Annotated in this window: 25 protein-coding genes; 5 read left to right on the top strand and 20 right to left on the bottom strand. The window is 66.4% G+C overall.

The annotated features are described in order from the left end of the window. Positions 1-52: 52 nt before the first annotated feature. The 10 genes from FBY33_RS12240 to dxr all read right to left on the bottom strand — a co-directional run bounded on the left by FBY33_RS12240 (position 53) and on the right by dxr (position 10,140). The gene (locus FBY33_RS12240; protein WP_142030807.1) at positions 53-847 is read right to left on the bottom strand and encodes a sulfite exporter TauE/SafE family protein; all 795 of its coding nucleotides are present in this window, start codon (positions 845-847) and stop codon (positions 53-55) included. Continuing rightward, positions 844-2,655 (bottom strand): proline--tRNA ligase, encoded by a 1,812-nt coding sequence (locus FBY33_RS12235; RefSeq protein WP_142030806.1) that lies wholly within the window; start codon positions 2,653-2,655, stop codon positions 844-846. Before FBY33_RS12235 ends, FBY33_RS12240 begins: the two co-directional genes overlap by 4 nt. 344 nt (positions 2,656-2,999) lie before the next feature. Further along, positions 3,000-3,773, bottom strand: a complete 774-nt coding sequence (locus FBY33_RS12230; RefSeq protein WP_235010550.1) for a hypothetical protein — start codon at positions 3,771-3,773, stop codon at positions 3,000-3,002. 40 nt (positions 3,774-3,813) lie between these two features. Further along, the gene (locus FBY33_RS12225; RefSeq protein ID WP_142032822.1) at positions 3,814-4,704 is read right to left on the bottom strand and encodes a GNAT family N-acetyltransferase; all 891 of its coding nucleotides are present in this window, start codon (positions 4,702-4,704) and stop codon (positions 3,814-3,816) included. Continuing rightward, positions 4,667-5,833 (bottom strand): flavodoxin-dependent (E)-4-hydroxy-3-methylbut-2-enyl-diphosphate synthase, encoded by a 1,167-nt coding sequence (gene ispG, locus FBY33_RS12220; RefSeq protein ID WP_142030805.1) that lies wholly within the window; start codon positions 5,831-5,833, stop codon positions 4,667-4,669. The genes FBY33_RS12225 and ispG overlap by 38 nt, the downstream gene beginning before the upstream one ends. A 34-nt stretch (positions 5,834-5,867) precedes the next feature. Next, entirely contained in the window at positions 5,868-6,161 is a 294-nt protein-coding gene (locus tag FBY33_RS12215) for a YciI family protein (RefSeq protein ID WP_142030804.1), read from the bottom strand. Positions 6,162-6,241: 80 nt separating this feature from the next. Beyond that, positions 6,242-6,760, bottom strand: coding sequence for a hypothetical protein (locus FBY33_RS12210; protein WP_142030803.1), 519 nt, complete (start codon positions 6,758-6,760; stop codon positions 6,242-6,244). Between the two features lie 64 nt (positions 6,761-6,824). Beyond that, on the bottom strand, positions 6,825-7,529 hold the full coding sequence (locus tag FBY33_RS12205; RefSeq protein WP_142030802.1) for a MarR family transcriptional regulator: 705 nt from the start codon (positions 7,527-7,529) through the stop codon (positions 6,825-6,827). A 77-nt stretch (positions 7,530-7,606) separates the two neighbouring features. After that, the gene (locus tag FBY33_RS12200; RefSeq protein ID WP_142030801.1) at positions 7,607-8,938 is read right to left on the bottom strand and encodes a M50 family metallopeptidase; all 1,332 of its coding nucleotides are present in this window, start codon (positions 8,936-8,938) and stop codon (positions 7,607-7,609) included. A 17-nt stretch (positions 8,939-8,955) separates the two neighbouring features. Next, positions 8,956-10,140, bottom strand: a complete 1,185-nt coding sequence (gene dxr / locus FBY33_RS12195; protein WP_142030800.1) for a 1-deoxy-D-xylulose-5-phosphate reductoisomerase — start codon at positions 10,138-10,140, stop codon at positions 8,956-8,958. Positions 10,141-10,243: 103 nt separating this feature from the next. Between dxr and FBY33_RS12190 the strand changes: the two genes are divergently transcribed. Beyond that, positions 10,244-11,713, top strand: a complete 1,470-nt coding sequence (locus FBY33_RS12190) for a lipase maturation factor family protein (protein ID WP_142032819.1) — start codon at positions 10,244-10,246, stop codon at positions 11,711-11,713. Positions 11,714-11,718: 5 nt separating this feature from the next. Here the strand turns inward: FBY33_RS12190 and FBY33_RS12185 are convergent, their stop codons facing one another. Genes FBY33_RS12185 through FBY33_RS12155 form a run of 7 tightly spaced genes read right to left on the bottom strand, consistent with a single transcriptional unit; the run spans position 11,719 to position 19,760 of the window. Continuing rightward, the gene (locus FBY33_RS12185) at positions 11,719-12,558 is read right to left on the bottom strand and encodes an HpcH/HpaI aldolase/citrate lyase family protein (protein ID WP_142030799.1); all 840 of its coding nucleotides are present in this window, start codon (positions 12,556-12,558) and stop codon (positions 11,719-11,721) included. Then, on the bottom strand, positions 12,555-13,112 hold the full coding sequence (locus FBY33_RS12180; protein ID WP_142030798.1) for a MaoC family dehydratase: 558 nt from the start codon (positions 13,110-13,112) through the stop codon (positions 12,555-12,557). The genes FBY33_RS12185 and FBY33_RS12180 overlap by 4 nt, the downstream gene beginning before the upstream one ends. Further along, positions 13,109-13,876, bottom strand: coding sequence for a CoA transferase subunit B (locus tag FBY33_RS12175; protein ID WP_142030797.1), 768 nt, complete (start codon positions 13,874-13,876; stop codon positions 13,109-13,111). The genes FBY33_RS12180 and FBY33_RS12175 overlap by 4 nt, the downstream gene beginning before the upstream one ends. Before the next feature lie 2 nt (positions 13,877-13,878). Beyond that, positions 13,879-14,670, bottom strand: coding sequence for a CoA transferase subunit A (locus FBY33_RS12170; RefSeq protein ID WP_142030796.1), 792 nt, complete (start codon positions 14,668-14,670; stop codon positions 13,879-13,881). Between the two features lie 35 nt (positions 14,671-14,705). Next, a complete protein-coding gene (locus FBY33_RS12165; protein WP_142030795.1) occupies positions 14,706-15,869 on the bottom strand; it encodes an acyl-CoA dehydrogenase family protein in 1,164 nt (387 codons plus the stop codon). A 2-nt stretch (positions 15,870-15,871) separates the two neighbouring features. Then, the gene (locus FBY33_RS12160) at positions 15,872-18,139 is read right to left on the bottom strand and encodes an acetyl/propionyl/methylcrotonyl-CoA carboxylase subunit alpha (protein ID WP_235010549.1); all 2,268 of its coding nucleotides are present in this window, start codon (positions 18,137-18,139) and stop codon (positions 15,872-15,874) included. A 13-nt stretch (positions 18,140-18,152) separates the two neighbouring features. After that, positions 18,153-19,760, bottom strand: coding sequence for a carboxyl transferase domain-containing protein (locus FBY33_RS12155; RefSeq protein WP_142030793.1), 1,608 nt, complete (start codon positions 19,758-19,760; stop codon positions 18,153-18,155). 162 nt (positions 19,761-19,922) lie between these two features. Here FBY33_RS12155 and FBY33_RS12150 point away from each other — a divergent pair, with 162 nt between their 5' ends. Then, entirely contained in the window at positions 19,923-20,576 is a 654-nt protein-coding gene (locus tag FBY33_RS12150) for an SACE_7040 family transcriptional regulator (protein WP_235010649.1), read from the top strand. A gap of 15 nt (positions 20,577-20,591) precedes the next feature. On the opposite strand, the gene FBY33_RS12145 is transcribed toward FBY33_RS12150, so the two are convergent. The 3 genes from FBY33_RS12145 to pdhA are packed head-to-tail and all read right to left on the bottom strand — an operon-like array spanning position 20,592 to position 24,192. After that, positions 20,592-22,016: a dihydrolipoamide acetyltransferase family protein gene (locus FBY33_RS12145; protein WP_142030792.1), complete on the bottom strand. Its 1,425-nt coding sequence runs from the start codon at positions 22,014-22,016 to the stop codon at positions 20,592-20,594. Further along, positions 22,013-23,023 carry an alpha-ketoacid dehydrogenase subunit beta gene (locus tag FBY33_RS12140; protein WP_142030791.1) on the bottom strand — a complete coding sequence of 337 codons (1,011 nt, stop codon included), beginning with the start codon at positions 23,021-23,023 and terminating at the stop codon, positions 22,013-22,015. The genes FBY33_RS12145 and FBY33_RS12140 overlap by 4 nt, the downstream gene beginning before the upstream one ends. Further along, complete coding sequence (gene pdhA / locus FBY33_RS12135) at positions 23,023-24,192, bottom strand: pyruvate dehydrogenase (acetyl-transferring) E1 component subunit alpha (RefSeq protein WP_142030790.1); 1,170 nt, start codon at positions 24,190-24,192, stop codon at positions 23,023-23,025. The genes FBY33_RS12140 and pdhA overlap by 1 nt, the downstream gene beginning before the upstream one ends. Positions 24,193-24,384: 192 nt before the next feature. Here pdhA and FBY33_RS12130 point away from each other — a divergent pair, with 192 nt between their 5' ends. The 3 genes from FBY33_RS12130 (at position 24,385) to FBY33_RS12120 (ending at position 26,114) form a co-directional block, all read left to right on the top strand. Beyond that, entirely contained in the window at positions 24,385-24,858 is a 474-nt protein-coding gene (locus FBY33_RS12130) for an Lrp/AsnC family transcriptional regulator (protein ID WP_142030789.1), read from the top strand. Positions 24,859-25,025: 167 nt separating this feature from the next. Beyond that, entirely contained in the window at positions 25,026-25,571 is a 546-nt protein-coding gene (locus tag FBY33_RS12125; RefSeq protein ID WP_142030788.1) for a hypothetical protein, read from the top strand. A gap of 138 nt (positions 25,572-25,709) precedes the next feature. After that, positions 25,710-26,114, top strand: coding sequence for a DUF4383 domain-containing protein (locus FBY33_RS12120; protein WP_142030787.1), 405 nt, complete (start codon positions 25,710-25,712; stop codon positions 26,112-26,114). Positions 26,115-26,176: the final 62 nt, after the last annotated feature.

The raw sequence follows: 26,176 nt of genomic DNA, 5'->3' as shown, positions 1-26,176 counted from the left end.
TGCATGCTACGCCGGGCTGGTCCACGCCACGAGGATCAGTTTCCGGGATGAATCAGGCTAAGTTTTCCTGCCAAACGTCGTAGCCAAGCTTGACGATGAGGGCCGCAACGACCACCAGGAAGACAATGCGGACGAATTTGCTCCCCTGTTGCACGGCCGTACGGGCGCCAAGGTACCCGCCTGCCATGTTGGCTGCCCCCAGCAGCAGGCCAATGCCCCACAGGATGGACCCGTGCGGCAGGAAGAACAGCAGCGCGCCGGCGTTGGTGGCCATGTTCACGATCTTGGCCTTGGCGCTGGCCTCCAGGAACGCGTAACCCATGGCGGACACCAGGGCAATGACCAGGAAGGATCCTGTCCCAGGGCCGATAAGGCCGTCGTAGAAGCCGATCACGGCCCCGATGAGGCAGGCGACGACGTAATGCCTGTGGCCTGCGTGGCGGAGCGCCGTTAGCTCACCGACACTGGGCCTCAGTGCGGTGAACAGCGCGACGGCGACCAGCGCCACCACGATGATGGGCTTGAAAACCCCGGCCGGCAGGGTGGCCGCCAGGCTGGCCCCGCCGAAACTTCCCGCCAGGGCTATCACCGCCATGGGCACGGCAGTCCGGAGGTCCGGCCCCACCCGCCGGTAATAGGTGGCGGCACTGGTGGCGGTTCCGAAAATGGAGCCCATCTTGTTGGTGGCCAGCGCCTGGACGGGCGCGATGCCCGGAACCAGGAGCAGCGCTGGAAGCTGGATGAGCCCCCCGCCGCCCACCACGGCGTCAACCCAGCCGGCTGCGAATCCAGCCACCACGATCAGGATGATGGTGGTGAGCTGGATCGATTCGAAGCCGGAGATCACTGGTTTCGTACGGCGTTGACCACGTAGTCCACGGCCTTATCGACCTCGATGTTCTCGGCTTCCCCGCTGCGGCGGTCCTTGATTTCCACCACACCGTCCACCAGGCCGCGTCCCACGGCCAGGATGGTGGGGACGCCAACGAGTTCCGCGTCGCCGAACTTTACGCCCGGGGAAACCTTGGGCCGGTCGTCGTAGATGACGGACAGGCCGACGTCCTCAAGCTCTGCCGAGAGCTTCTCGGCGGCCTGGAAGATCTCCTCGCCGCGGCCAACTGCCACCACGTGCACGTCGGCGGGGGCCACGGTGCGGGGCCAGACCAGGCCGCGGTCATCGTGGTTGGCCTCTGCCAGGGCGGCCACGGCGCGGGTCACGCCGACGCCGTAGGAGCCCATGGTGACCACCACCTGTTTGCCGTTCTGGTCCAGCACCTTGAGGTCCAGGGCTTCGGCGTACTTGCGGCCGAGCTGGAAGATGTGGCCCATTTCGATGCCGCGCGCAGTCTCCAGTGGGCCTGAGCCGTCGGGTGAAGGGTCGCCCGCGCGCACCTCGGTGCATTCCATGACGCCGTCCCACGCGAAGTCGCGGCCGGCCACCAGGCCGAAAACGTGCTTGCCGGCCTCGTTGGCGCCGGTGATCCATGCCGTTCCGCTGACCACGCGCGGGTCCACGAGGTACAGCAGCTTCGTTTCGCTTTCGGAGCCCAGGAGCGGCTGGTCCAGCGAAAGCCCGGGGCCCAGGTAGCCCTTGACGATCAGCGGCTGCTTCTTGAGGTCCTCCTCGCCGGCCTGCTCGAGTCCGATCTCGCCCGCGATGGGCAGGAAGGCGCCAATGTTTGCCTCCACGCGCTTGAGGTCCACCGCGCGGTCCCCGGGAACGCCGATGACAACCAACTGCCGCTCGCCGGTGGGCAGCGTGACGGCGAGGACCACGTTCTTGAGCGTGTCCGCGGCAGTCCAGGCGCCGCCGTCGGCCTCTGCCCGCGGGGCAATCTGGTTGGCAGCGGTAACCAGCGTCTCGATGGTGGGAGTGTCCGGGGTGTCCAGGACCTCTGCGGCCGGGGCATTGCTGAAGTCGATCTCGTCGGGGACCACCGTGGTCACGGCCTCGACGTTGGCTGCATAGCCGCCGGCGGAACGGACAAAGGTGTCCTCGCCGATCTCGGTGGGGAACAGGAATTCCTCGCTCCTGGACCCGCCCATGGCACCTGCGGTGGCTGCCACCGGAACAACCTCAAGCCCCAGGCGTTCAAAGATCTTCAGGTAAGCGCCGCGGTGGGCTGCGTAGCTGGCGTCCAGCCCGGCGTCGTCAACGTCGAAGGAGTAGGAATCCTTCATGATGAATTCGCGGCCGCGGAGGAGGCCTGCCCGCGGGCGTGCCTCGTCACGGTACTTGTTCTGGATCTGGTACAGGCTCAACGGAAGGTCCTTGTACGACGAATACAGGTCCTTGACCAGGAGCGTGAACATCTCCTCATGCGTCGGGGCCAGCAGGTAGTCGGCACCCTTGCGGTCCTGGAGCCGGAACAGCCCTTCACCGTATTCGGTCCAGCGGTTGGTGGCTTCGTAGGGCTCACGGGGCAGCAGGGCCGGAAAGTGGACTTCCTGCGCGCCGATGGCAGCCATTTCCTCGCGGATGATTTCCTCGACCTTGCGCAGCACGCTCAGTCCCAGCGGAAGCCAGGTGTAGATGCCCGGGGCCGCGCGGCGGATGTAGCCTGCGCGGACCAGGAGCTTGTGGCTGGCAACCTCGGCATCGACGGGGTCTTCGCGCAGCGTGCGCAGGAAAAGCTGGGACAGTCGTAGGACCACGGGTGGTATCCGTTTCTGGGGAAGTGCTGGGTCAGCAGGGCCGGACAATTCGTCTGGGTACTAATCTACCGGCACACGGCCTGCGGCATGGACTGGCGTCACGGGCAGCTGCCGCAGACCTTCTTTCAGGGCCCGGACACAGTAGGGCCACGCCCGGGAATACAAAGCCCCTGGCCCCCCAATAGGGCTGGTCATCGTATCCGCGCGTGGCCCGACGCCGTTATCGCCTAAGTACTGGTGAGGACTGGTGAGACCGCCCACCCCACTTCCAGCGCAGCTAGAACGAACCTATGTGATCGTGAACACGTTTGACAAGTGTTTTTACTTTTTAACCCACCGGATGGTTATTTGACCTGGGCGGCGGCGGAGTCCAGCAGCGCACCTGCCCGCCGCACGGCGTCAGTCCCGCTTTCACCGCCGGCTGCCACCGAGGTGATCAACATGCCGTGGTGGACCACCTGCGCCCTGACCATGGACTGCGTGCTGCCATCCGGTAACGAGGTGTCGGTCCGGTAGGCGACGGCGCCTGGCAGCCCGCTGGCCCCCTCCACCGGCGTGATGGTGACTGCAACATTGATGCCCGACGCCGTCATGGTCATGGAGGAACACTTCGCCAACTGCTCTGTCGGGTCGGAAACCTGGGCAAGGACTCCCTGGTCCAGCCCCGCCACCAGCGACAGCGCCGCCATCGCACCGGTAGCGGAGTCAGTGCTCATGCCGATCGCCATGGTGGCATCCTCCACCGACGGCACCGTGCTTGCGGCAGCGAGTTCCCTGCACTCCGCCGGCTCAACCTCGATGGAGGAGATCATTGCCTTGGTTTGCTCCACCGCCGCGGCAATGTCACCGCTGGGCAGGACGGAAAGCCTGCGGTCGGCATCGTCACGCACCTGTCCCACGATGGCAGCGAGTTCGCCACTGGTGTACACCTTGGCCGTGGGAGTGGGGATTGGCGTCGGCGGAGCTGTTGGCGCCGGGGCTGCCGCCGAAGTTTGGGCCGTGGCAGGCGGGGCCGACGAAGACTCCGCAGCGGGAGGCCCTGCCGTCCCGCCGCAGGCGGAAACGGATATGGCCAGCAGGGCCGAAGCCCCCAAAGTTCCCAGCACTGACGTCTTCAATTTTTCCCCCAATATCCAGCTGGCCGCGGCCAGTGCCCGGCTAGAACAGAACTGTAGCGAACGTCCCTACCTGGCGGAAGCCAACGCGTTCGTAGGTGGACCTGGCCCGGGTGTTGAAGCCGTTCACGTAGAGGCTGGTCACCGGGGCGATCTGCCGGGCCTTTTCCACCACAGCCGACATGTAGCCGGCACTCAGCCCCTGGCCGCGGAAGATCGGGTTCATCCAGACACCTTGGACCTGGGTGACGTCATCGGTGACTGCGCCGAGCTCAGCTTTGAACACCACTTCGCGGGCGTTGTTGAGGTGGACCAGCGAGTGCCCCTGCCTGATGAGGCCCTCCACCCGGCGGCTGTAGAACTCCCTGCCGCCCAGGTAGGGCGAATACCCCACTTCTTCCTCGAACATGGCGGCGCAGGCGGGAAGGATGCGGTCAAAGTCGGCGAGGTTCCCCAGGTCCAGGCCCCGGTTCGGCTGGACCAGGGGCGGTCCGTCAATGATCATCAGTGGCTGGTCAGCCCGGACCTCGTGCGCACGGTGCCCCAACTCCGCAAGTTCGGCGTTAAGTGCCAGCACGGCTGCGGCGGGGCCAAAGGCAGATGCATACCGGCGTCCGGAACTGTTTGCGGCCTCCGCCACCAAGGGGGCCAGCGCGGGATCGAGTTGGACCGGAACCAGGTTGGCTCCGGCCCAGCACGCACCCGTCAGGATGCCGTCGTCAAAGACTCCGATGACACTGGCACCACCACTGGTGGGCGCTGCCGTCCCCGTGGCGCGCAGGTGGGCCAGGATGAAGACGTTTGCCACCGGGTCCTGCTGGGCCAGCAATAACAGCGCGGGGGTATCCTGGCCGTCCAGAGTGCGGACAGAAAGCCCCGCAGGGTCAGGAGCGTCCCTACGAGACGCTAACCACGGGGCTACCCTTGACAGCATCTTCGCCATCGGCCTCCCCCATCTCTTCCGCGATACGCATAGCCTCTTCGATCAGTGTCTCAACAATTGCGCTCTCGGGAACAGTCTTGATGACCTCGCCCTTAACGAAGATCTGGCCCTTGCCGTTGCCTGAGGCGACACCAAGGTCGGCCTCGCGGGCCTCGCCGGGTCCATTAACAACACAGCCCATAACCGCCACGCGGAGCGGGATCTCCATCCCTTCGAGCCCGGCAGTGACCTGTTCAGCCAGAGTGTACACGTCAACCTGGGCACGGCCGCAGGAAGGGCAGGACACGATTTCCAGCTTCCGGGGCCGCAGGTTCAGCGACTGGAGGATCTGGTTGCCCACCTTGATCTCCTCCACCGGCGGCGCGGAGAGGGACACGCGGATGGTGTCGCCGATGCCCCGGGACAGGAGCGCGCCGAAGGCGGTGGCGGACTTGATGGTGCCCTGGAACGCCGGGCCGGCCTCGGTGACGCCGAGGTGCAGCGGCCAGTCGCCCTTCTCAGCCAGCATCTCGTAGGCCGCCACCATAATGACGGGGTCGTTGTGCTTGACCGAGATCTTGAAGTCGTGGAAGCCGTGCTCCTCAAAGAGGGACGCTTCCCAGACGGCAGACTCCACCAGCGCTTCGGGGGTGGCCTTGCCGTACTTCTTCAGGATGCCCGGCTCCAGGGAGCCGGCGTTGACGCCGATACGGATGGACGTTCCGTGATCGCGCGCTGCTGCGGCGATCTCCTTGACCTGGTCGTCGAATTTGCGGATGTTTCCAGGGTTCACGCGCACGGCAGCGCAGCCGGCTTCGATGGCCGCGAAGACGTACTTGGGCTGGAAGTGGATGTCCGCGATGACCGGGATCTGGGACTTCCGGGCGATGATGGGCAGCGCCTCCGCATCGTCAGCGGAGGGGCAGGCGACGCGGACAATGTCGCAGCCGGACGCCGTGAGTTCAGCGATTTGCTGGAGCGTGGCATTGATGTCCGTGGTGGGCGTGGTGGTCATGGACTGCACGCTGATGGGGAAATCAGATCCAACGCCAACCGAGCCGACTTTGATCTGGCGCGTCTTGCGGCGGGGGGCAAGGACGGGCGGTGGTGCTGACGGCATTCCCAGGCTGACCGAGGTCACGTGGACTCCTTGAGTTGAAAGGGTGAAAAGGCGGCTACGCGGCAATCCCGGCCAGCATGCCGGTTACCGGAGACCATTCGGTGATGCGGGTTCCGGCGATCACGCCGGCCGCGGCGAAAGGGTCCTGCTTGAGGATCGAGTTGAGGGCGGCTTCATCCGATGCAGTGAAGATCAACAGGGCACCCGCACCGTCGCCGTAGGGCCCGCTGGCCACGATGACGCCGTCCTGCGCCAGGCTGCCCGTCCATTCCCGGTGTGCGGGGCGGACCTCATTGCGGGTTTCGGTGGAGTTGGCGGCATAAACGTACTCAACGGCAAAAACTGTCATACCGCTACCCTATCGCCATGGCTGGCTTGGTACCGTACCCATCCCCCATGCAGGAAAAGCGCCGGCGCAGGGACGGAGCGTCAGTGCAGGAAGAGGACTTTCACGGCGGCAGCCGTTCCGGCAGCCCAGAGCATGGAGGTGAGGGTCCCGATGATGAAGCGCTCAGCGGCCACGGGCGTCTCCTTCAGCTCGGCGAACCTGCCCAGGCCCTTGATGGCGACTATGTAGGCAATGGCCACAGGCTGGCCGCCCAGGATGGCGAGGCACACCCCCAGCCGCTCCAGCACGCCGATGATGGCCCCGCCGCGCAGGATGCGCTGGCTGGGAAGGGCGGGTCCGGCCGGCGGCCCGTCCGACGCCGGTACGGCAGGAGGGGCGCTCAGCTCACCGTCCACGGTCTGGCCGGCTGCGCTCCCGGAAGGATCGTCCACGGTGACGTCAGCAGAGGGGTCAAGTTCCGTCCGGCGGGCTTCCTCCGCAGCCTTGGCAGCGTCCGCTTTGTCGTCGATGGTCCGGGCGAGCTTGAACACCAGCGCGGTGACCGGCCAGCCGGCGAAGCCTGCCACCACCAGCGCCACTGCCACCCAAAATGCGGTCACCTGTCTCCTTCATTCGGGTCCTCTTCAATCCGGCCATCCTGCTCCTTCGGGGGGCGGGACCTTTTCAAGCCCGGCCCTCCTTGAGTGCCTGGGCAACCTGGGAGTCGGCAAAACCAAGAAGCATGGCAGCAGCCGGCCTGGCTGCCCATTCTTCCTGCCAGCCGGCCCGAAGCACGGTCCGGCTCACCGACTGCTCCGAGATTCCAAGTTCAAGGGCCACCTGCTTCTGGTTTCCGTGCCGGCCTGCACCCTGCCCGCCGGCGCCCAGGCGGCGCAGGGCATCGACCACCCGCCACTGGGCTTCGGTCCGGTCCTGGACAAGCCGGCCGAGCAACCGAAGAACCGCCTCCGCATTGGCACACCCCTTCACCCCTTCCTCCACAGGGGTTCCCCCGTGGGTTTCCCTTGCCATGATGCCGGCCACCACTGACAGCGGCACCTGGGAGCCGGCGCCTTTGGCGAGCTCGACAGCCTTGCGGGCGGCAACAAAAGCAGTTCCGGTCCCTTCGCGCGGGCTGGCTCCCGGCGGCAGGGAGACGCTTCCGACGCCGATCCCCACGTACCAGCGGCCTTCGCGGAGGGCGTGCAGGGCTATCTCCACCACCGTGGAAGGGTCCCGCACCACCCCCTGCACTTCGTCCCCGACCGACCGGTCGAACACCGGGTGTCCGGATTCGGGAAGTTCGAGGCGTGAAACCTGTGCAAGCAACGCCGGAACCCGGTCCTGGTCACCGGTGCTTCCGCGCTGGTCGATGGTCATGACGAACATTCATCAACCATAGAGGGTTGAGTCGTGGGGATCAATCACATTTGACTGATTTTCTGAAGTCAGCCGATATCGGATTCCTAACCGAACAGATTGACCGGCTTGACGATGTCCGCGTAGATCAACAGCACGCTCATGCCCATTAGCATTGCTGCGACCACATACGTGACGGGAAGCAGCTTGGCGATGTCGAAGGCTCCGGGATCCGGCCGTCCGCGCAGCTTTGCCACCCGGCGCCGAATGCCCTCGTAGAGGGCCCCGGCCACATGTCCGCCATCGAGGGGCAGAAGCGGGACCAGGTTGAACACTGCCAGCGCAAAGTTCAGTCCCGCCATCAGGCCAATGAGCGTGGCCACCCGGGACTGCAGCGGTACGGCTTCCATGGCCGCCACTTCGCCGGCAACCCTGCCCACGCCCACCACACTTATGGGGCCGTTGGGGTCGCGGGGCTCTTCGCTGAACGCAGCCTTGGCCACGCCCACCACACGCGCCGGGAGGTTGAAGATAACGCCGGCCACCTGGCGGATGTTCTCCCCCGCCATGGGCAGGACGGACGACGCCGGCTGGGGCACCAACGCCGTTTGGGCGCCGATGCCGAGGAATCCTACGTCCTGGTACTGGAGGTTGCCGGCAGCGTCGGTGGCCTGCCGGCCGTCGGCTCCCATCACGGGCCGGGCCGACAGCACGGGGGTCACGGTGGTTGAGACGGAATTGCCGTCCCGCTGCACCGTGATGGCCACTTCCCTGCCGGCGGAGGCGCGGATCCACTCCGTCAGCTGCTCCCAGCTGGTGACGGGTTTGCCGTCGAAGGAGGTGATGACGTCGTTTGGTTTCAACCCGGCGGCGGCAGCGGGCGTCAGCCGGCAGTCCGCGGAGTCGGGATCGACCGTTTGGCCTGCGGCCACCTGGCATTTGGACACGTCCGAGATGGTGGTGGTGGCTGTGGCAATACCGAAGCCCATCAGCAGCACGGCGGTGAGCAGCACGCCAAGGATCATGTTCATGGCCGGGCCGCCCAGCATCACAATCACCTTCTTCCACACCGGCAGGCGGTAGAAGACCCGGTTTGCGTCGCCCGGCCCCACTTCCTCGTGGGCCATGGAACGGGCCTCGGTGGCAAGCGTTTGGAACATGCCGGTGCTGGAGGGCCGGACCGAACCGTCCTCCTTGTTGGGCGGGTACATGCCGATCATGGACACGTAGCCGCCCAGCGGCACGGCCTTCACGCCGTACTCGGTTTCACCTTTCCGGCGTGACCACAGCGTGGGCCCGAAGCCGATCATGTACTTGGTGACGCGGACTTTGAAGAGCTTGGCCGGGACCAGGTGCCCCACCTCGTGGAGCGCGATGGACACGGCGATGCCCACGGCGACAAAGACGACGCCGAGGATGAAAAGTAGGACAGGGGTCATGGAGGTGCTGCTGCTTCCTAGAGACTGCTGACTGCTAAACGTTCGTGGGCGCGGGTGCGTGCCCAGCTTTCAGCATCCAGTACTGATTCCACCGTCAGCCCGGAGGAACCTGAGTGCTCGCTGAGCACGCTGTCCACGGTATCGACGATGTCGGTGAACCGGATGCGGCCGGCATGGAAGGCGGTGACCGCCTCTTCATTGGCCGCATTGAACACGGCCGGGAAGGTGCTCCCCTGCCGTGCGGCGTCCTTGGCCAGGCCAACGGCGGGAAAGGCTCCAGCATCGAGCGGTTCGAAGGTCCAGGTGGCGGCCTGCGTCCAGTCGCAGGGGCGTGCGGCACCGGGCACCCGGGCCGGCCAGCCGAGACCCAAGGCGATGGGCAGCCGCATGTCGGGCGGCGAGGCCTGCGCGATGGTGGAGCCGTCAACGAACTGGACCATGGAGTGGACGATGGACTGGGGATGTACCACCACGTCGATCCGGTCCAGCGGGATATCGAACAGCAGGTGCGCCTCGATGACCTCCAGGCCCTTGTTCACCAGCGTGGCGGAGTTGGTGGTCACCATGGGGCCCATGTCCCAGGTTGGGTGGGCAAGCGCCTGCTGCGGGGTGACGGCGTGAAGTTCCTCCCGGCTCATGCCCCGGAATGGGCCGCCGGAGGCGGTAAGGATGAGCTTGTCCACCTCATGCCCGGTACCTGAGCGCAGGCACTGGGCGATTGCGGAGTGTTCCGAGTCCACCGGCACGATCTGCCCCTCACGCGCTGCAGCCTTGACCAGGCTGCCGCCCACGATCAGCGACTCCTTATTGGCAAGGGCAAGGGTGGCTCCGGATTTGAGGGCCGCCAGCGTGGGTGCCAGGCCGATGGAACCGGTGATGCCGTTGAGCACCACGTCCGCCTCCACAGCGGCGATCCGCGCGGAGGCGTCAGGGCCGGCCACGATCTCCGGGCGGTACCCTGGACGGCCTGCAGCTGCCGCGGCCTCGCGGATCAGCGCTTCCAGCCTGCCGGGGTCTCCAGCGGCAATTCCCACCGCCGCCGCACCGGTGTGGACAGCCTGCCGGGCCAGGAGCTCCAGGTTGCCGCCGCCGGCACTGAGCGCCACCACCTCGAACAGGTGCGGGGCGCCGTCGACGACGTCAATCGCCTGGGTGCCGATGGAACCGGTGGATCCGAGGAGGACGATTCTGCGTGGCTGCATTGGTTAAGTATCCCGCACCCTGCCCTGCGTGCTTGCGCCCGTGGCCTGCTGCAATGCCGTGACCGCCCTTGACCGGGAGGTGGCCGGGCGTAACGTGGATTGCGTGGACTGGCTCACCTGGTTCGATGCGCCGGAGTACGAATTCGCCCGGCAGGTGCTGCAGCGGGGTGTCGCTGCACTGTATTTCGTTGCGTTCCTGTCCACGCTGAACCAGTTTCCCGCCCTCCTCGGCGAGCGCGGCCTCCTCCCGGTGCCCGATTTCCTTGCGGCATTCACCCGCCTGCGCCGGCCCACGCTGTTCCGCTGGCGGTATTCGGACGGGCTGCTTCGCGGCGTTTGTGCCGTCGGCCTGCTGGTGTCTGCGCTGCTCGTGGCCGGGATACCGCAAACGGGCCCGCCATGGGTTCCACTGATCACGTTCCTGGTCCTGTGGCTGCTGTACATGTCGATCGTGAACGTGGGCCAGACGTTCTACGGGTTCGGCTGGGAAATGCTGCTCCTGGAGGCGGGCTTCACCGTGGCGTTCCTGGGCTCCAACCAGACCGAGCCGCCGCGGACCATCCTGATCCTGGTCGTTTGGCTGGTGTTCCGGCTGGAATTCGGGGCGGGAATGATAAAGATCCGCGGTGGCCGGGAGTGGCACGACCTGACGGCGCTGTACTACCACCATGAGACCCAGCCCATGCCCGGCCCCCTCAGCCGGCAGGCACATCTCCTGCCCAAGCCGCTGCACCGCATCGAAGTGGTGGGCAACCACATCGCCCAGCTGGTGGTGCCGTTCCTGCTGTTCGCTCCACAGCCCGTGGCCGGCGTGGCGGCGGGCGTGGTCATCGTCACCCAGCTGTGGCTGGTGGCCAGCGGCAACTTCGCCTGGCTCAACTGGATGGCGATCGTGCTGGCGTTCGCGGCCGTCAGCGATCCTGTGGCGCACGCGGTGGTACCGGCCATCCCGGCGGACTGGGACGCAGCCATGGGAGGCCGGCAGGAGACGCCGCTGTGGTGGCTGGCCATCACAGCGGCGGCGTCCGTCCTGTTGCTGGTGCTGAGCTACTGGCCACTGCGGAACCTGTTCTCCCGCCGCCAGCTGATGAATGCCAGTTTCAACCGGTGGCAGCTGGTGAACGCCTACGGCGCGTTCGGCACGGTGACCAAGCAGCGCATCGAGGTGGTGGTGGAAGGCACGCTGGACGATGACCCTGATGACAGCTCCGACTGGCGCGAGTACGGATTCAAGGGCAAGCCCGGTGATGTGCGCCGGATTCCGCGGCAGTGGGCCCCGTACCATTTACGGCTGGACTGGCTGATGTGGTTCCTGCCGCTGCGTACCGTGCACGAGGAATGGTTCTACGCGTTCCTTGCCAAGCTGCTGGCGGCGGACCGGCAGATGCTGCGGCTGCTCAGGCATGACCCGTTCGACGGCGCCGCCCCGCGCTGGGTGCGGGTGCGCACCTTCCATTACCGCTTCGCCACCCGGAAGGAGTTCCGGGAGACAGGGAACCGCTGGGTGCGGACGCTGCTGTACGAGCCCATCCCGCCCACGTCCCTCCGCCGCCAGCAGGGACGGCAACGGTAGCTGGATTATGCTTTCGCAGCGGCGCGGCGGACGATTTCCTGGGCGTGCTTGAGGATGGGCCCGTCGATCATCTTCCCCTGGTACTGGAACACTCCCGATCCGGCTGACCCTGCGGCCTCCAGGAGGGCAACAGCCGCGGCCACCTCGTCTTCCGATGGTGCGTAGGCTTTGCGGACCACCGCCGCCTGGCTGGGATGGATGCAGGCTTTCGAGCTGAAGCCCGAGGCCACTGCGTCGGCGGCTTCGGCCGCCAGTCCGTCGAGGTCGGGAATGTTGGTGTAGACGGCGTCCACCGCTTCCTTGCCGTAGGCGCGGGCCGCCAGCAGGACGGCGGAGCGGGCATGCAGGGCCACGGCCCGGTAGCCGCCGTCGTCCCTACGGCTGGACGTACCTCCCAGGCTGGCCAGCAGGTCTTCGGCGCCCCACATCAGGCCCACCACGTTGGGAGCGGCGGCGATGGCCGGCGCATTGAGCACGCCTAAGGCCGTTTCGCAGAGGGCAATCACCTGGTAGCCCTCGAGCGCCTTGAGCTGTTCGGCCGATTCGGCCTTGGCCAGCATCACCGTGCGGTACGGCGTATGGGCCAGGCAGTGCAGGTCCTTTTCAAACTCCTCCGTACCAACGGGATTCACCCTGACGATGGTGCAGCTGGGTTCGAGCTCCGGTTCCACACCAGTGGTTCCCAACTGGGCAAGGATGGCACCCCGGGCGCGCTGCTTGTCCGCCGGGGCCACGGCGTCTTCAAGGTCCAGGATCACCGCGTCCGCCCGCGCTGCGGCTTTCTGGTAGCGCTCGGGCCGGTCGGCGGGGCAGAACAGCAGTGCGGGGCCCATTACGAATGTCATACCGGCATTGTCTCCTGTCCGGCGTCCTGCGCCTTGTGGTGGGCATCCCGCGTCCACATCAGGCAACTTCGGGTGGCCCGGGCCACCACCGTTCCGTCCTGGTTGCGCCCGGTGTGCTCCATGGTAACGATGCCCTGGCCTGGGCGTGAGGAAGAAAGCCGCTTGCCGGTGATGGCTGTCTCCGTGTACAACGTGTCGCCGTGATACAGGGGGTGCGGGAACGTGACGTCCGTCAGGCCCAGCTGGGCAATGATGGTTCCCTGGGTGAGCTGGGTGACGGACTGGCCCACCATGGTGGCGAGAGTGAACATCGAGTTCACCAGCCGCTGGCCAAAGGGCTGCCCGGCGCTCCAGGCGGCATCGAGGTGCAGCGCCTGGGTATTCATGGTGAGCGTGGTGAAGAGGACGTTGTCGGTTTCGGTCACCGTGCGTCCGGGACGGTGGGCGTACAGCACGCCTTCCTCCAGCTCGTCGAAGTACAGCCCGCGCTGCTCGATGACCCTCCTGCCGCCGTCGTCCTCATGGCGGGAAGCCGGACCGTTTCCGTCAGTCATACGGTGAGTTCCCGGTCTTCCTCGAACAGGTCCGCACCGGTGGCCGCCACCACGTCCTCGGCAGAGACATTGGGGGCCAGTTCGCGAAGCACCAGGCGTGAGGCGCCATTGTCCTTGACGACATCAATGACGGCGAGGTCGGTGATGATCCGGTCCACACAGCCCTTGCCGGTCAGCGGCAGTGAGCATTGCTGGACGATCTTCGGGTTGCCGTTGCGGTCCACGTGCTCCATCATCACGATGACCCGCTTGGCACCGAACACCAGGTCCATGGCCCCGCCCATGCCTTTGACCATCTTGCCCGGGATCATCCAGTTGGCCAGGTCCCCGTTGGCGGCCACCTCCATGGCGCCCAGGACGGCGAGGTCCACGTGGCCGCCCCGGATCATGCCAAAGGATGTTGCCGAATCGAAGAACGCGGCTCCCCGGTTGACCGTGACGGTTTCCTTGCCGGCGTTGATGAGGTCCGGATCCACCGCGTCCTCAGCGGGGTAGGGGCCGACGCCGAGGATCCCGTTCTCGGAGTGCAGCACCACTTCCACGCCGTCGGGAATGTAGTTGGGGATCAGGGTGGGCATCCCGATGCCCAGGTTCACGTACTGGCCGTTGCGAAGCTCCCTGGCCACCCGTGCGGCGAGTTCGTTGCGCGTCCAGCCCTTGGCACCGGTCCCGTCCGGCGGTGTCTCATGCTGCTGTCCTGCCGCCCGGCGGTATTCAGGGCGGACGCCTTCGGGCCTCGGTGCGAAGGGGCTGTTCGGGTCCATGGCTAAGCTCCTGCCTGCTGGTTGGTGCCGCGCTCCTGTGCCGGGGCCAGCGCCACTGTCCGCTTCTCGATCCGTTTCTCCCCGTGCGCGGCCAGGACCACCCGTTGGACGAAGATGCCGGGGGTGTGGATGTGTTCGGGGTCCAGCTCACCGGGCTCCACGAGTTCCTCCACCTCGGCGATGGTGATCCTGCCTGCCATGGCGCACAGGGGGTTGAAGTTCATGGCGGTGGCGTGGAAGACGAGGTTCCCGTGCCGGTCGCCCTTCCAGGCGTGGACCAGCCCAAAGTCAGGGGTGAGGGATTCTTCCAGGACGTAGTCCACTCCCCCGAAGGACCGCACTTCCTTCGGGGCGGAGGCAACCGCGATGCCGCCGTTGGCGTCGTACTTTTGCGGCAGGCCGCCGTCGGACACCTGCGTGCCCACCCCCGCCTTGGTGTAGAACGCCGGGATGCCCGCCCCGCCCGCCCGCAGCTTTTCGGCCAGCGTGCCCTGCGGCGTGAGCACCACTTCGAGCTCACCGGCGAGGTACTGTCGTGCGAATTCCTTGTTCTCGCCCACGTAGGAGCTGATGGTGCGGCGGATGCGCCCGTCACGCAGCAGGATGCCCAAACCCCAGTCGTCAACGCCGCAGTTGTTGCTGACGGTTTCCAGGCCGGAGGTGCCCGCCCGGTGCAGGGCGTCGATCAAGGCAACGGGAATTCCACAGAGGCCGAATCCGCCCACCGCCAGCGACGCGCCGTCCGGGATGTCTGCAACCGCCTCATCAGCGCTGGCAACAACCTTGTCAATCATCAGTGATCCTCTCAGGCCGGCTACAGTCCCAGTTTCTAAAGACCCAGTTCGCGGGCGATCAGCATCAGCTGGACCTCCGTGGTGCCCTCCCCCACTTCAAGGATCTTGGAGTCGCGGTAGTGGCGTGCCACGGTGAACTCGTTGATGAAGCCATAGCCGCCGAATACCTGGGTGGCATCCCGCGCATTGTCCATGGCCGCCTCGCCTGCGACCATCTTAGCGATGGCCGCCTGGGTCTTGAACGGCTTGCCGGCAAGCATCCGGAAGGCCGCGTCGTAGTACGCCAGGCGGGCGGTGTGGGCCCGGGCCTCCATGCGGGCGATCTTGAAGGAAATGCCCTGGTACTTGCCGATTTCCTGGCCGAATGCCCTGCGCTCGCTGGCGTATTTGACGGAGAGATCCACGCAGCCCTGGGCCGCGCCGGTGGCCAGCGCGGCGATGGCGATCCGGCCCTCATCGAGGATGGACAGGAAGTTGGCATAGCCGCGGCCTTCTGCGCCCAGCAGGTTCGCTTCCGGGACCCGGACGTCCTTCAAGGTGAGGGGGTGGGTGTCGGAAGCGTTCCAACCCACCTTGTTGTACGGCTTTTCCGCCTTGAAACCCGGCGTGTCGGTAGGCACCAGGATAGTGGAAATCTCCTTTTGCACGCTGCCATCCGCGCGCTCCTTTTGGCCTGTGACAGCGGTGACCGTGACCAGCCGGGTGATGTCCGTGCCGGAGTTGGTGATGAACTCCTTGTTTCCGTTGATGACCCAGTTCCCGTCCTCGCGCCGGGCGTGGGTCTTGGTGCCGCCGGCATCCGAACCGGCCTCGGGCTCGGTGAGCCCAAAGCCGGCGAGCGCCTGGCCGGACGCCAGCATGGGCAGCCACTCCTGCTTCTGCTCCTCGGTACCGAAACGGTAGACAGGCATGGCGCCCAGGGAAACGCCGGCTTCCAGGGTGATGGCTACGGACTGGTCCACCCGGCCAAGCTGCTCCAGCGCCAGGGCCAGGGCGAAGTAGTCCCCGCCCATGCCGCCGTATTCCTCCGGGAAGGGCAGCCCGAAGAGGCCCATCTCCGCCATCTGCTTCACCACTTCGTAGGGGAAGCTGTGCTCTTCGTCGTGCTTGGCCGATACCGGGGCGACTACTTCGTCGGCGAATTCCCGGACGGTGTTGCTGAGGTCCTGGTATTCCTCGCTGAGTTCAAAACCGGACATTTTCAGGCTCCTTCGCCTTGGTCTGCAGCAGTGTCTGATGCTGTGCCTGTTGCTGTTTCTGTACTGGGAATTTTTGTGCCGGCGGCAGCGGGATGGATAGTGGCCAGCACCTGGTCGGCCTTCACCAGGTCACCCGTACGGGCCGTCAAGTGCACGGTCCCTGCCAGCGGGGCCACCAGGTGGTGCTCCATCTTCATGGCCTCCACGGACACCAGGACCTCCCCTGCCCGGACCGCGTCCCCGTCAGCCACCGGGACGGCCACGACGGTTCCGGGCATCGGCGAGCGCACCTCCGGGTCGGCTGCCCCTTCCTGCCGCTGGACGGCTGCCAGCACGCGTTCCAGCCGCGCCTCCCGGGTCAGGACATCGAGCCGGCAGGACCAGCCGTCGTTGCCGAGGTACAGCTGTATGGGACCGGCCGGCACAGGGTTGTCCCAGGTTGGTCCGGCGGCTCCCGAATACACCGGTGCCAGCCGGTAGGCGTGGCGCCCGCCGTCCAGGTCGAGTTCGATGCTTTTCCGGCCCGACCACTGCAGCGAGGCTGCCTGCCGCGGACCGCCGTCGACGGAGACCACGGCCTTGTCCCCCGCAATGGGACTGCCGGTGACCTGGACGGTCACCACGCCGCCGTCGGGCGTTCCCAGGCTGACCCGGCGCGGCGCCGGCGCGCCGAGGCGCCAGCCGTTCCTGCCCTGCCAGGGCCCGTGCACCGGGGAAGGGTTGTCCTGCGCGTCCAGGGACAGCGCGTAGAGCGCGGCGGCCACCAGCTCGGGGTTGTCGATGCGCCGGAAAGCCAGTCCGGGCAGCTTCCGTTCAATCAGTCCGGTATCCACATGCCCTGCCTGGACGTCGGGGTCGTTGACCAGGAGCCGCACGTACTCGACATTGGTCTCGATGCCCAGCGCCGTGTAGCCGGACAAAGCCCCGTCCAGCGTGGACAGCGCCGCGGGGCGGTCCACAGCCCAGGCGATCACCTTGGAAACCATGGGGTCGTAGTGTGCCGACAGCTCCAGGCCTTCCACCAGGGATGAGTCCACCCGGACCCGGCCCTGCACTGTCCCGGTTTCGCTCCGTGCGGGGGCGCTCGGCCGCTGCGCCGGGCCCGGCAGCTCATCGAGCACCAGCACGGTCCCGGTGGACGGGAGGAAGTTCTTCTCCGGCACCTCTGCGTAGACCCGCGCCTCCACCGCATGGCCGGAAAGCACGACGCCGGCCTGTCGGACGGTCAACTCCGCCCCCGCGGCGATCCGCACCTGCCATTCCACCAGGTCGATGCCCGTGACCATTTCGGTGACCGGGTGTTCCACCTGCAGCCTCGTGTTCATCTCCATGAAGAAGAACTGGTCCGGTGCGTCATCGGAGACCAGGAATTCGACGGTCCCCGCACCCACGTACTTCACGCTGCGGGCCGCGTTGCAGGCGGCCTCACCGATCCGGGCGCGCACTTCGGGCCCGTTGGGAAGGCCCTCCAGCAAGGGTGATGGGGCTTCCTCGATGACTTTCTGGTGCCGGCGCTGCAGGGAACATTCACGTTCGCCAAGGTGGATGACGTTGCCGTGGCCGTCGGCCAGCACCTGGACCTCGATGTGCCGCGGGGTGGTCACCAGCCGTTCCAGGAACAGGGTGTCGTCGCCGAACGCGGCGGCCGCTACACGCCGGGCCGTGGCCAGGGCGGCAGGCAGGTCTTCCGGTTTTTCGACGGCATGCATGCCCTTGCCGCCACCGCCGGCGGACGGCTTGATGAGCAGCGGAAAGCCGACGGCGGCAGCGGCCTCCATCAGTTCACTGTCCGTCATGCCGGGCTTGGCGACGCCGGGGACCACGGGCACGTCGTATCCCGCCACGTGGTTCTTGGCGCGGATCTTGTCGCCCATGACGTTCAGCGCTTCCACGCCGGGGCCGATGAACGTGAGGCCAGCCTTCTCCAGGGCACGGGCGAAGTCCACGTTCTCACTCAGGAAGCCATAGCCCGGGTGGACGGCTTCGGCGCCGGTGTGACGGCAGGCCTCAATAACTGCGTCAATGTTCAGGTAGCTCTCTGCCGCCGGGGCGGGGCCGATGCGCACGGCAGCGTCCGCTTCGCGCACGTGGCGGGCGCCGGCGTCGGCATCGCTGTAGACGGCCACCGAACGGATTCCCAGGTGGCGCAGCGTGCGGATGACGCGGCAGGCGATTTCGCCGCGGTTGGCCACCAGTACGGTGCTGAAGAGGGGCTTGCCGTCCACCGCCGCAGCGGAAGCCGTGCTGCTTGTTGCTGCGTTGGTTTGCATTGTCATTCCTGGCTCACATCCGGAAGAGGCCGAAGGAGGTCTCCGGCAAGGGGGTGCGGGAGACGACGTCGAGCGCCAGGCCCAGGACGATGCGGGTATCGGCGGGGTCGATAACGGCGTCATCCCACAGCCGCGCGGTGGAGTAGTAGGGGCTGCCCTGGTCCTCGTACTGCTGCCGGATGGGCGCCTTGAAGGCTTCCTCGTCCTCTGCCGGCCAGTCCTCACCTGCTGCTTCATACTGGTCCCGCTTTACGGTGGCCAGCACGCTGGCGGCCTGGTTGCCGCCCATCACGGAAATCCGGGCAGCCGGCCACATCCACAGGAACCTCGGCGAGTAGGCGCGGCCGCACATGGAGTAGTTTCCCGCCCCGAAGGAACCGCCAATCACCACGGTCAACTTGGGCACCCGTGCCGTGGCAACGGCCGTCACCATCTTGGCGCCGTTCTTGGCGATTCCCCCCTGCTCGGCGTCCCTGCCCACCATGAAGCCGGAGATGTTCTGCAGGAAGACCAGCGGGATCCCCCGCTGGTCGCACAGCTCAATGAAGTGCGCCCCCTTGAGCGAGGATTCGCTGAACAGCACGCCGTTGTTGGCCACGATCCCTACCGGGTGCCCATGGATCCGGGCGAATCCCGTGACGAGGGTGGTGCCGTAGTCCTTTTTGAATTCATGGAACCTGCTCCCGTCCACCAGGCGTGCAATAACCTCGTGGACGTCGTAGGGCGCGTTGACGTCCGTGGGCACCGCACCATAGAGCCCCTCCGGGTCCACGGCAGGTTCGACGGCGGGTTCCACCTGCCAGGCGGGCGCGGCGGGTGGCGGGAGGGTGGAGACGATGTCCCTGACGATCTGCAGGGCATGTTCGTCGTTCTCGGCGAGGTGGTCCGTCACGCCGGAAACCCGGGAGTGCACCTCGCCGCCGCCCAGTTCCTCGGCGGTGACGATTTCCCCGATTGCCGCCTTCACCAGCGGCGGTCCGCCCAGGAAGATGGTGCCCTGGTTCCGGACGATGACGGTTTCGTCGCTCATGGCGGGGACATAGGCGCCGCCGGCCGTGCAGGACCCCATCACGGCAGCAATCTGTGGAATTTTGCCGGCTGAGAGACGCGCCTGGTTGTAGAAGATCCGGCCAAAGTGGTCCCTGTCCGGGAAGACCTCGTCCTGCTTGGGCAGGAAAGCCCCGCCCGAATCCACCAGGTAGATGCAGGGCAGCCCGTTCTCCAGCGCGACCTCCTGGGCCCGGAGATGCTTCTTCACCGTCATGGGGTAGTACGTGCCGCCCTTAACGGTGGCGTCATTGGAGATGACCAGGACCTGCCGGCCGTGCACCAGGCCGATGCCGGCGATGACCCCGGCCCCGGGAGCCTCGTCGCCATACATCCCGTTGGCCGCCAGGGGTGCGATCTCCAGGAACGGGCAGCCCTCATCCAGCAATTGGTCGATCCGGTCCCGCGGCAGCAGCTTGCCCCGCGCCACGTGCCGGTCCCGCGACTTCTGGGGACCGCCCAGCGCTGCATCCGCCAGCCTCTTCCGCAATTCCCCCGCGAGCGCCAACTGCGCTTCCCGGTTGGCGCGGAAGGCCTCGCTTGCGGGGTCAAGCCGGGTAGCCAGGGTCTCCATTGACGGTCCGTCCTTGTCTGTGCCGGGCCGGCTTTACCGCCAACTCGGTTAGTGACTAATAACTGAAATTCAGGTTAGTCTCGATTAACTGTGATGTCCAACACATCGCCGCGTTGCTAGACTCTGTGGTCGGCTCAAGGAGGAAAAGTGCCCAGCAATACAGTGCAGCCGGCCCCCGCCGCCCAGCCCATTCCAACAACCCACTCCGTTCCAACAACCCAGCGGGGCAAGGCCAAGGAGAACCGGCGGCAGGCTTTGCTGTCGGCTGCGGCTTCGCTGTTCGCGCTCAACGGCTTCAACCGCGTTTCGCTGGAGGATCTTGGCGCGGCGGCGGGCGTCAGCGGCCCCGCGGTCTACCGCCACTTTCCCGGCAAACAGGCCGTCCTGGCGGATCTCCTGGTCACCGTGAGCCAGGAACTGCTGCACGGTGGGCGCCAGGTGGTGGACAGTGCGCCGGACCCCCTGGCTGCCCTGCGCCGGCTGGTGGAGTTCCAGGTGGACTTCGCCCTCAGCAAGCCGGACGTGATCCGGGTTCAGGACCGTGACTTCAGCAATTTGTCGGAGCAGGACCAATCCGCGGTGCGCACCCTGCAGCGCAGCTACGTGGAGGTGTGGGTGGACGTCCTGGCCGAGGTCCACCCGGGGACCGATGCGGCTGAGCTGCGGATGCGTGCCCATGCCACGTTCGGCCTCATCAATTCAACCCCGCACTCGGTCCGGAGCCATGGCAGGAGGCTGGCGGCCGGAGCGGCCCGCCCCCTGCTCGAGCGGATGGCACTGGCGGCGCTGGTGGTGGACAGCGCGCCCGCACCTTAGCTTTGGAGCAGGCCGCTAGACCATCGTGAGGACCATCCCCGGCTCGGCCAGGATGGCTCCGACGTCGGCCAGGAACCGGGATCCCTGCTCACCGTCCACCAGGCGGTGGTCAAAGGACAGGCTCAGCGTGAGCACCTGGCGCAGCGCCACCTCGCCTTTGTACTCCCACGGCATGGTCCGGACCGCACCCAGGCCAAGGATCGCCGCCTCCCCGGGATTAAGGATGGGCGTCCCCGCGTCAATGCCGAAGACGCCGATGTTGGTGATGGAAATGGTGCCGCCGGTAAGGTCTGCGGGCGTGGTCTTGCCGGCCCTGGCCGTATCTGCGAGCGCCGTCAGCGCCTGGGCCAGCTGCGGGAGCGCCATGGCGTCGGCGTCCTTGATGTTGGGGACCGTGAGTCCGCGGGGTGTGGCCGCGGCAATGCCCAGGTTCACGTAGTTGAAGGTGACAATCTCCTGGTTGTCCCCGTCCCAGCGGGAATTCAGTGCCGGGTTCCGCGGCAGGGCCACCAGGACGGCCTTGGCGGCGAGCGTCAGCGGGCTGAGCCTGGTTCCGGCGAAGTCCCTGCTGTTCTTGAGTTTTGCCAGCAGCTCAAGGCTGGGCGTGACATCAACGGTGAGGAATTCGGTGGCATGCGGCGCGGTGAAGGCGCTTTGGACCATTGCCGCCGCAGTATGTTTGCGGACGCCCTTGATGGGAGTCCGGGTCTCCCGCTCCCCGGGCCGGGTTCCTCCGGAGACGGTCATCTGCCCGGCAGTGGCCCCGGCAGGTTCTCCTGCATGCCCCGCGAAGCCCTGGACGTCTTCGCGCGTGATCAGCCCGCCGGGACCGGTGCCGGTAACCTGTGTGAGGTCCAGTCCCAGGTCTTTGGCCAACTTCCGGACGGGAGGCGTGGACCGCGGGCGCTCTGCGGGGTGATCTTCGGCGGGCCTGGTCTCGATGGGGCTGGAGCGGACAGGGCTGGCTTCCACGTGCTCAACCACATGCGGCAGGATCCCGGCAGGCTCCACCGGGGCGAGGTTCCGTGGCCGCCGGGTTGGCCGGCCGGAAGCTTCCACGACAGCGCCGTACCCCACAAGGTTGGGTTCCCGCTTCAGGGCCTCCCCCGCGTTCGGCGTTTCCCCGGCGGACTCCCCCGCCCCGGGTGAAAAGGCGGCAGACCCTTGTGAAGGTGGCGCGCCGTCGTCGTCCGCCACCTCAAAGGAGACGATCGGCTTGCCCACCTCCACAACGGAACCGGGCTGTTCGTGGAGTTCCTTGATCACGCCGGCGAACGGCGAGGGGAGCTCCACCACGGCCTTGGCGGTTTCGACTTCGGCGATGACCTGGTTCAGGCTGACGGTGTCGCCAACGTCCACTTTCCAGCTGAGGATTTCAGACTCTGTGAGTCCCTCGCCCAGGTCAGGGAGCCGGAATTCCTTGATCATGATGGCGCTCATCCTTCCAGCCCGCTCAGGGAATTGGGGCGGCCCAGGGCGCGGTCCACGCCGTCCAGGATGCGGTCCAGGCCCGGCAGGTGGTGCATTTCCAGCTTGGAGTACGGGTAGGGAATGTCGAATCCGGTCACCCTCACCGGAGCCGCCTCAAGGTGGTAGAAGCACCGCTCGGTAATGCTTGCCGCCACTTCTGCACCCAGCCCGCCGGATTGCGCGGCCTCGTGCGTCACCACCAGGCGCCCGGTCTTCCGCACGGACGCCACTACAGGCTCATAATCCACGGGGGACAGCGAGCGCAGGTCAATGACTTCAATGGAGATGCCCTCGTCGGCTGCGGCGGAGGCGGCGTCCAGGGCCGTCTTGACCAGGGGGCCGTAGGCCACCAGGGTCACGTCGCTGCCGTCGGTCAGGACCCGGGCCTTGTCCATGGGCAGGGCGGAACGCGGATCCACGGACTCGTCCACTTCGCCCTTGTCGTGGTAGCGGCGCTTGGGTTCGAAGTACAGCACCGGGTCGTCGCAGCCGATGGCCTGCTGGATCACGGTGTAGGCGTCCTGCGGGTTGGCCACGGTGACCACCCGCAGGCCGGAGGTGTGGGTGAAGTAGGCTTCCGGGGATTCGGAGTGGTGCTCCGGCGAGCCGATGCCGCCGCCGAACGGGACCCTGATGGTGATGGGCATCCTGACGGCCCCGCGGGTGCGGTAGTGGAGTTTGGCCACCTGGCTGACGATCTGGTCGAATGCCGGGTAGATGAAGCCGTCGAACTGGATTTCCACCACGGGCCGGTAGCCGCGGTAGGCCAGGCCCACGGCGGTGCCCACGATGGCGGACTCTGCCAGCGGGGTGTCCACCACCCGGTGCGTGCCGAAGTCTTTCTGCAGGCCGTCCGTCACCCGGAACACGCCGCCCAGGGCGCCGATGTCCTCGCCGAGGAGGACCACCTTGGAGTCGTTTTCCAGCGACTTCCGCAGCCCGGCATTGATGGCACGGGCAAAGGTCAACTGCGTCATCAGCGTGCACCTTTCTCTGAAACGGCTCCTGCGGGATCGCCGAAGGAGGCCAGGTAACGGGCGTAATGGTCCTGCTGGCGTTCCAGCCAGGAATTGGGCGTGCTGTAGACGTGCTTGAAGACGTCCATGGGCTGGGGTTCCGGCATGGTGGTGCAGCCGCGGCGCATTTCGGATGCAACGGCGTCGGCTTTGGCCTTGACCTGCTCCTGCAGGTCCGCGGTCAGGATCCCCTTCCGGTCCAGGAGACCGGCGAGCCGGGAAATGGGGTCCTTGGCGGCCCAGTCCTCCAGCTCATTGGCGTCCCGGTAGCGGGTGGGATCGTCGGCGGTGGTGTGCGGGCCCATGCGGTAACTGACGGCTTCGATGAAGGTGGGGCCGCCGCCACGGCGGGCCCGGTCAAGTGCCAGCCGGGTGGCAGCCATGACCGCCAGGACGTCATTGCCGTCCACGCGCAGGTTGGGGATGCCAAAGCCGGTGGCCCGGTCCGCGAGCTGGATGTGGGACTGCAGGCGCACGGGCTCGGAGATGGCCCAGTGGTTGTTCGTGCAGAAGAACACCACGGGGGCCTGGAAGCTGGCGGCGAACACCATGGCCTCGTTGACGTCGCCCTCACTGGTGGCTCCGTCACCGAAGTAGGTAACGGCCACCGCGTCAGCGCCGTCATTCTGGATCCCCATGGCGTAGCCAGTGGCGTGCAATGTCTGGGCGCCGATGATGATCTGCGGTGTTGCCATGTTGATGCCGTACGGGTCCCAGCCGCCGGACGCGTTCCCCCGCCACACCCGCAGGAGGTCCGTCAGGTCAACACCGCGGCAGTATGCCACGCCGTTTTCGCGGTAGCTGGAGAAGACAAAGTCGTCCGCCCGCAGGGCCCTGCCGGACCCGATCTGGGCTGCCTCCTGGCCCAGGAGCGGGGGCCACAGGGCCAGCTCACCCTGCCGCTGCAGGGCCGTGGCCTCCACGTCGATCCGGCGGATGACGGTCATATCCTCGAAGAGGGAACACAGTTGATCGTCGGTAATGTCCCTGACCCAGAAATCGAATTCCGGGTGGCTGATGCGCTCACCCGACGGGGTGATCAGCTGGAGGAGATCCGGCCCCGTTCCGCCGGGGTTTCCTGCGATTTCGGGGGTTTGTGCGCCGCCAGGGCCCGTTTCGTCTGTAGACACGATTGCCGCAACCTTCGTACGTCGTTGACCAGCGGTTGTCGGGCTTTTGGCCCTGCCGCCACCGGCCTTCGGGGCGTCATTGCCCCAGATACTGTGACCCTACTCACAATGCCCATCGGGTACAACCACTGCGGATCATGTTGAGCAGAATGCCCTACGTGGCGCTTGGAGACCGTGCTAGCGTTGCGCATTATGCGAGCTTTGGATGGCACTGACACCCGCCTGCTGGCAGCGCTCGCGCAGGATCCGCGCCGCACCGTCGTGGCACTCGCGCAGAAGCTGGGCCTGTCCCGCAATACGGTCCAGGCGCGCATGGCCCAGCTGGAGAAAAAGCACGTCTTCCTGTCCTTTGAACGGCGCATCAATCCAGTGGCCCTGGGGTATCCGCTCATGGCCTTCATCTCCGTCCATGTGCAGCAGCAGAAGCTGGGGCAGCTGGCGGAGGAGATCGCCGCCATCCCCGAGGTCCTGGAGGGTTACGGGCTGACGGGTTCAGCGGACCTGCTGCTGCGCGTGGTGGCCAGGGATGCCGAGGACCTGTTCCGGATCAACGGCAAGATCCTTGCCTGCAATGGCGTGGAACGCGCTGACACCGCATTGGCCATGGGCGAACTGATCCCCTTCCGGGTGCAGCCCCTGCTGGACCGCGGTTCAGAGGGGGCGTAGCCCGGAAGATGCATAGCCCGGCGGGTGCATGATGCCGCCGGGCATTGGTGTGCTTCAGGCACGACGGCGGCGTAGGGGGCTATAGGCTGGTTCGAGTCATCGCCGGGCCGGGATAGGCCCGGGCCAGTACGCCGGCGCCGCGGCGCAGTTCCCGAAAGGCCCCACTTTTGAGCAGTTCCCAGGATCCGTACCAGCAGGGCCGGACGGGCTACACACCACAACAGTTGCCGCCGATGCCGGAGCAGCCCGCCCCCTTCGGCTTGCCGGGGGAACCGCCCCGGCAACGGAACCGGAGGAAGCTGTGGATCATTCTTGGCAGCATCGGCGGAGTGCTGCTCCTGGTGATCCTCGGCGTCGTCATCCTCGTGAATGTGGTGGGGAGCGCAACCAACCAGGCCAGGGGCCTCGCGGATGACTTCACCAGGAAGGTCATCGCCGGGGACACCTCCCGGGCCTACGACGAATACCTTGACCCGGCACTGCAGAAGCAACTCTCCAAGGAAGCCTTCATCTCCGGGGTGAAAAGCCTGGAGATGGACAGCTCCTGCCAGCCGGCCTACAACGACCTCAAGGTGTCCACCGAAAACGGGGTGAAGTCGGCCGAGGTGGTGGGCCAGATCAGCTGCACGGGCAAGAAGGTGGACCTGGCATACCGCTTCGAAGGCAAGGACAAGCCGCTCATGACCAACATCAAGCTGCGGCCGGCGGCCTAGCCGGACAGGAAAGTGAAAAGGGTGCTGATCTTTTTACCCATCCACCCACGTTCATGAACCGAATCGCTTCCGAGGGTCCCACCTGGGGCCTGTTGGACCGGCGGGAACTGTTGCCCGCCCCATCGGAAGGAATTGGCCATGCGCAACTCACCCAACCGCCTCGTCGCCACCATTTTCGGAGCCGTCTACCTCTTGGTGGGCCTGCTGGGCTTCGCTGTCACGTCCGGCATCGGTTTCGTCGCCACTGAGGGCGCGAACCTGATCATTTTCGAAGTCAACCCGCTGCACAACGTCATCCACCTCGCTATCGGTGCCGCACTGCTCCTTGCCGGGCTTCGGGGGACGGACAGCGCGCGCACGGTTAACGCGACCGTGGGCGCCGTCTACCTCCTGGTGGGCATCGTGGGACTGTTCCTGCTGAACTCGCCGCTGAACATCATCGCCCTGAACGGCGCCGACAACGTCCTCCACCTTGCCAGCGCCGTGCTCCTCCTCGGCGTGGGCCTGTCCCTGGACAAGTCCCCCGCCGCTGCCCGGGCCTAGCCGTGGCGACGCCGGGCATGGCATCGCTCCGGCCGGCTGCACGGGCTGGCCGGGGCACGCCA

Source organism: Arthrobacter sp. SLBN-112 (assembly GCF_006715225.1).
Taxonomy (GTDB): Bacteria; Actinomycetota; Actinomycetes; order Actinomycetales; family Micrococcaceae; genus Arthrobacter.
This window is presented reverse-complemented; position numbering and strand designations above follow the sequence as displayed.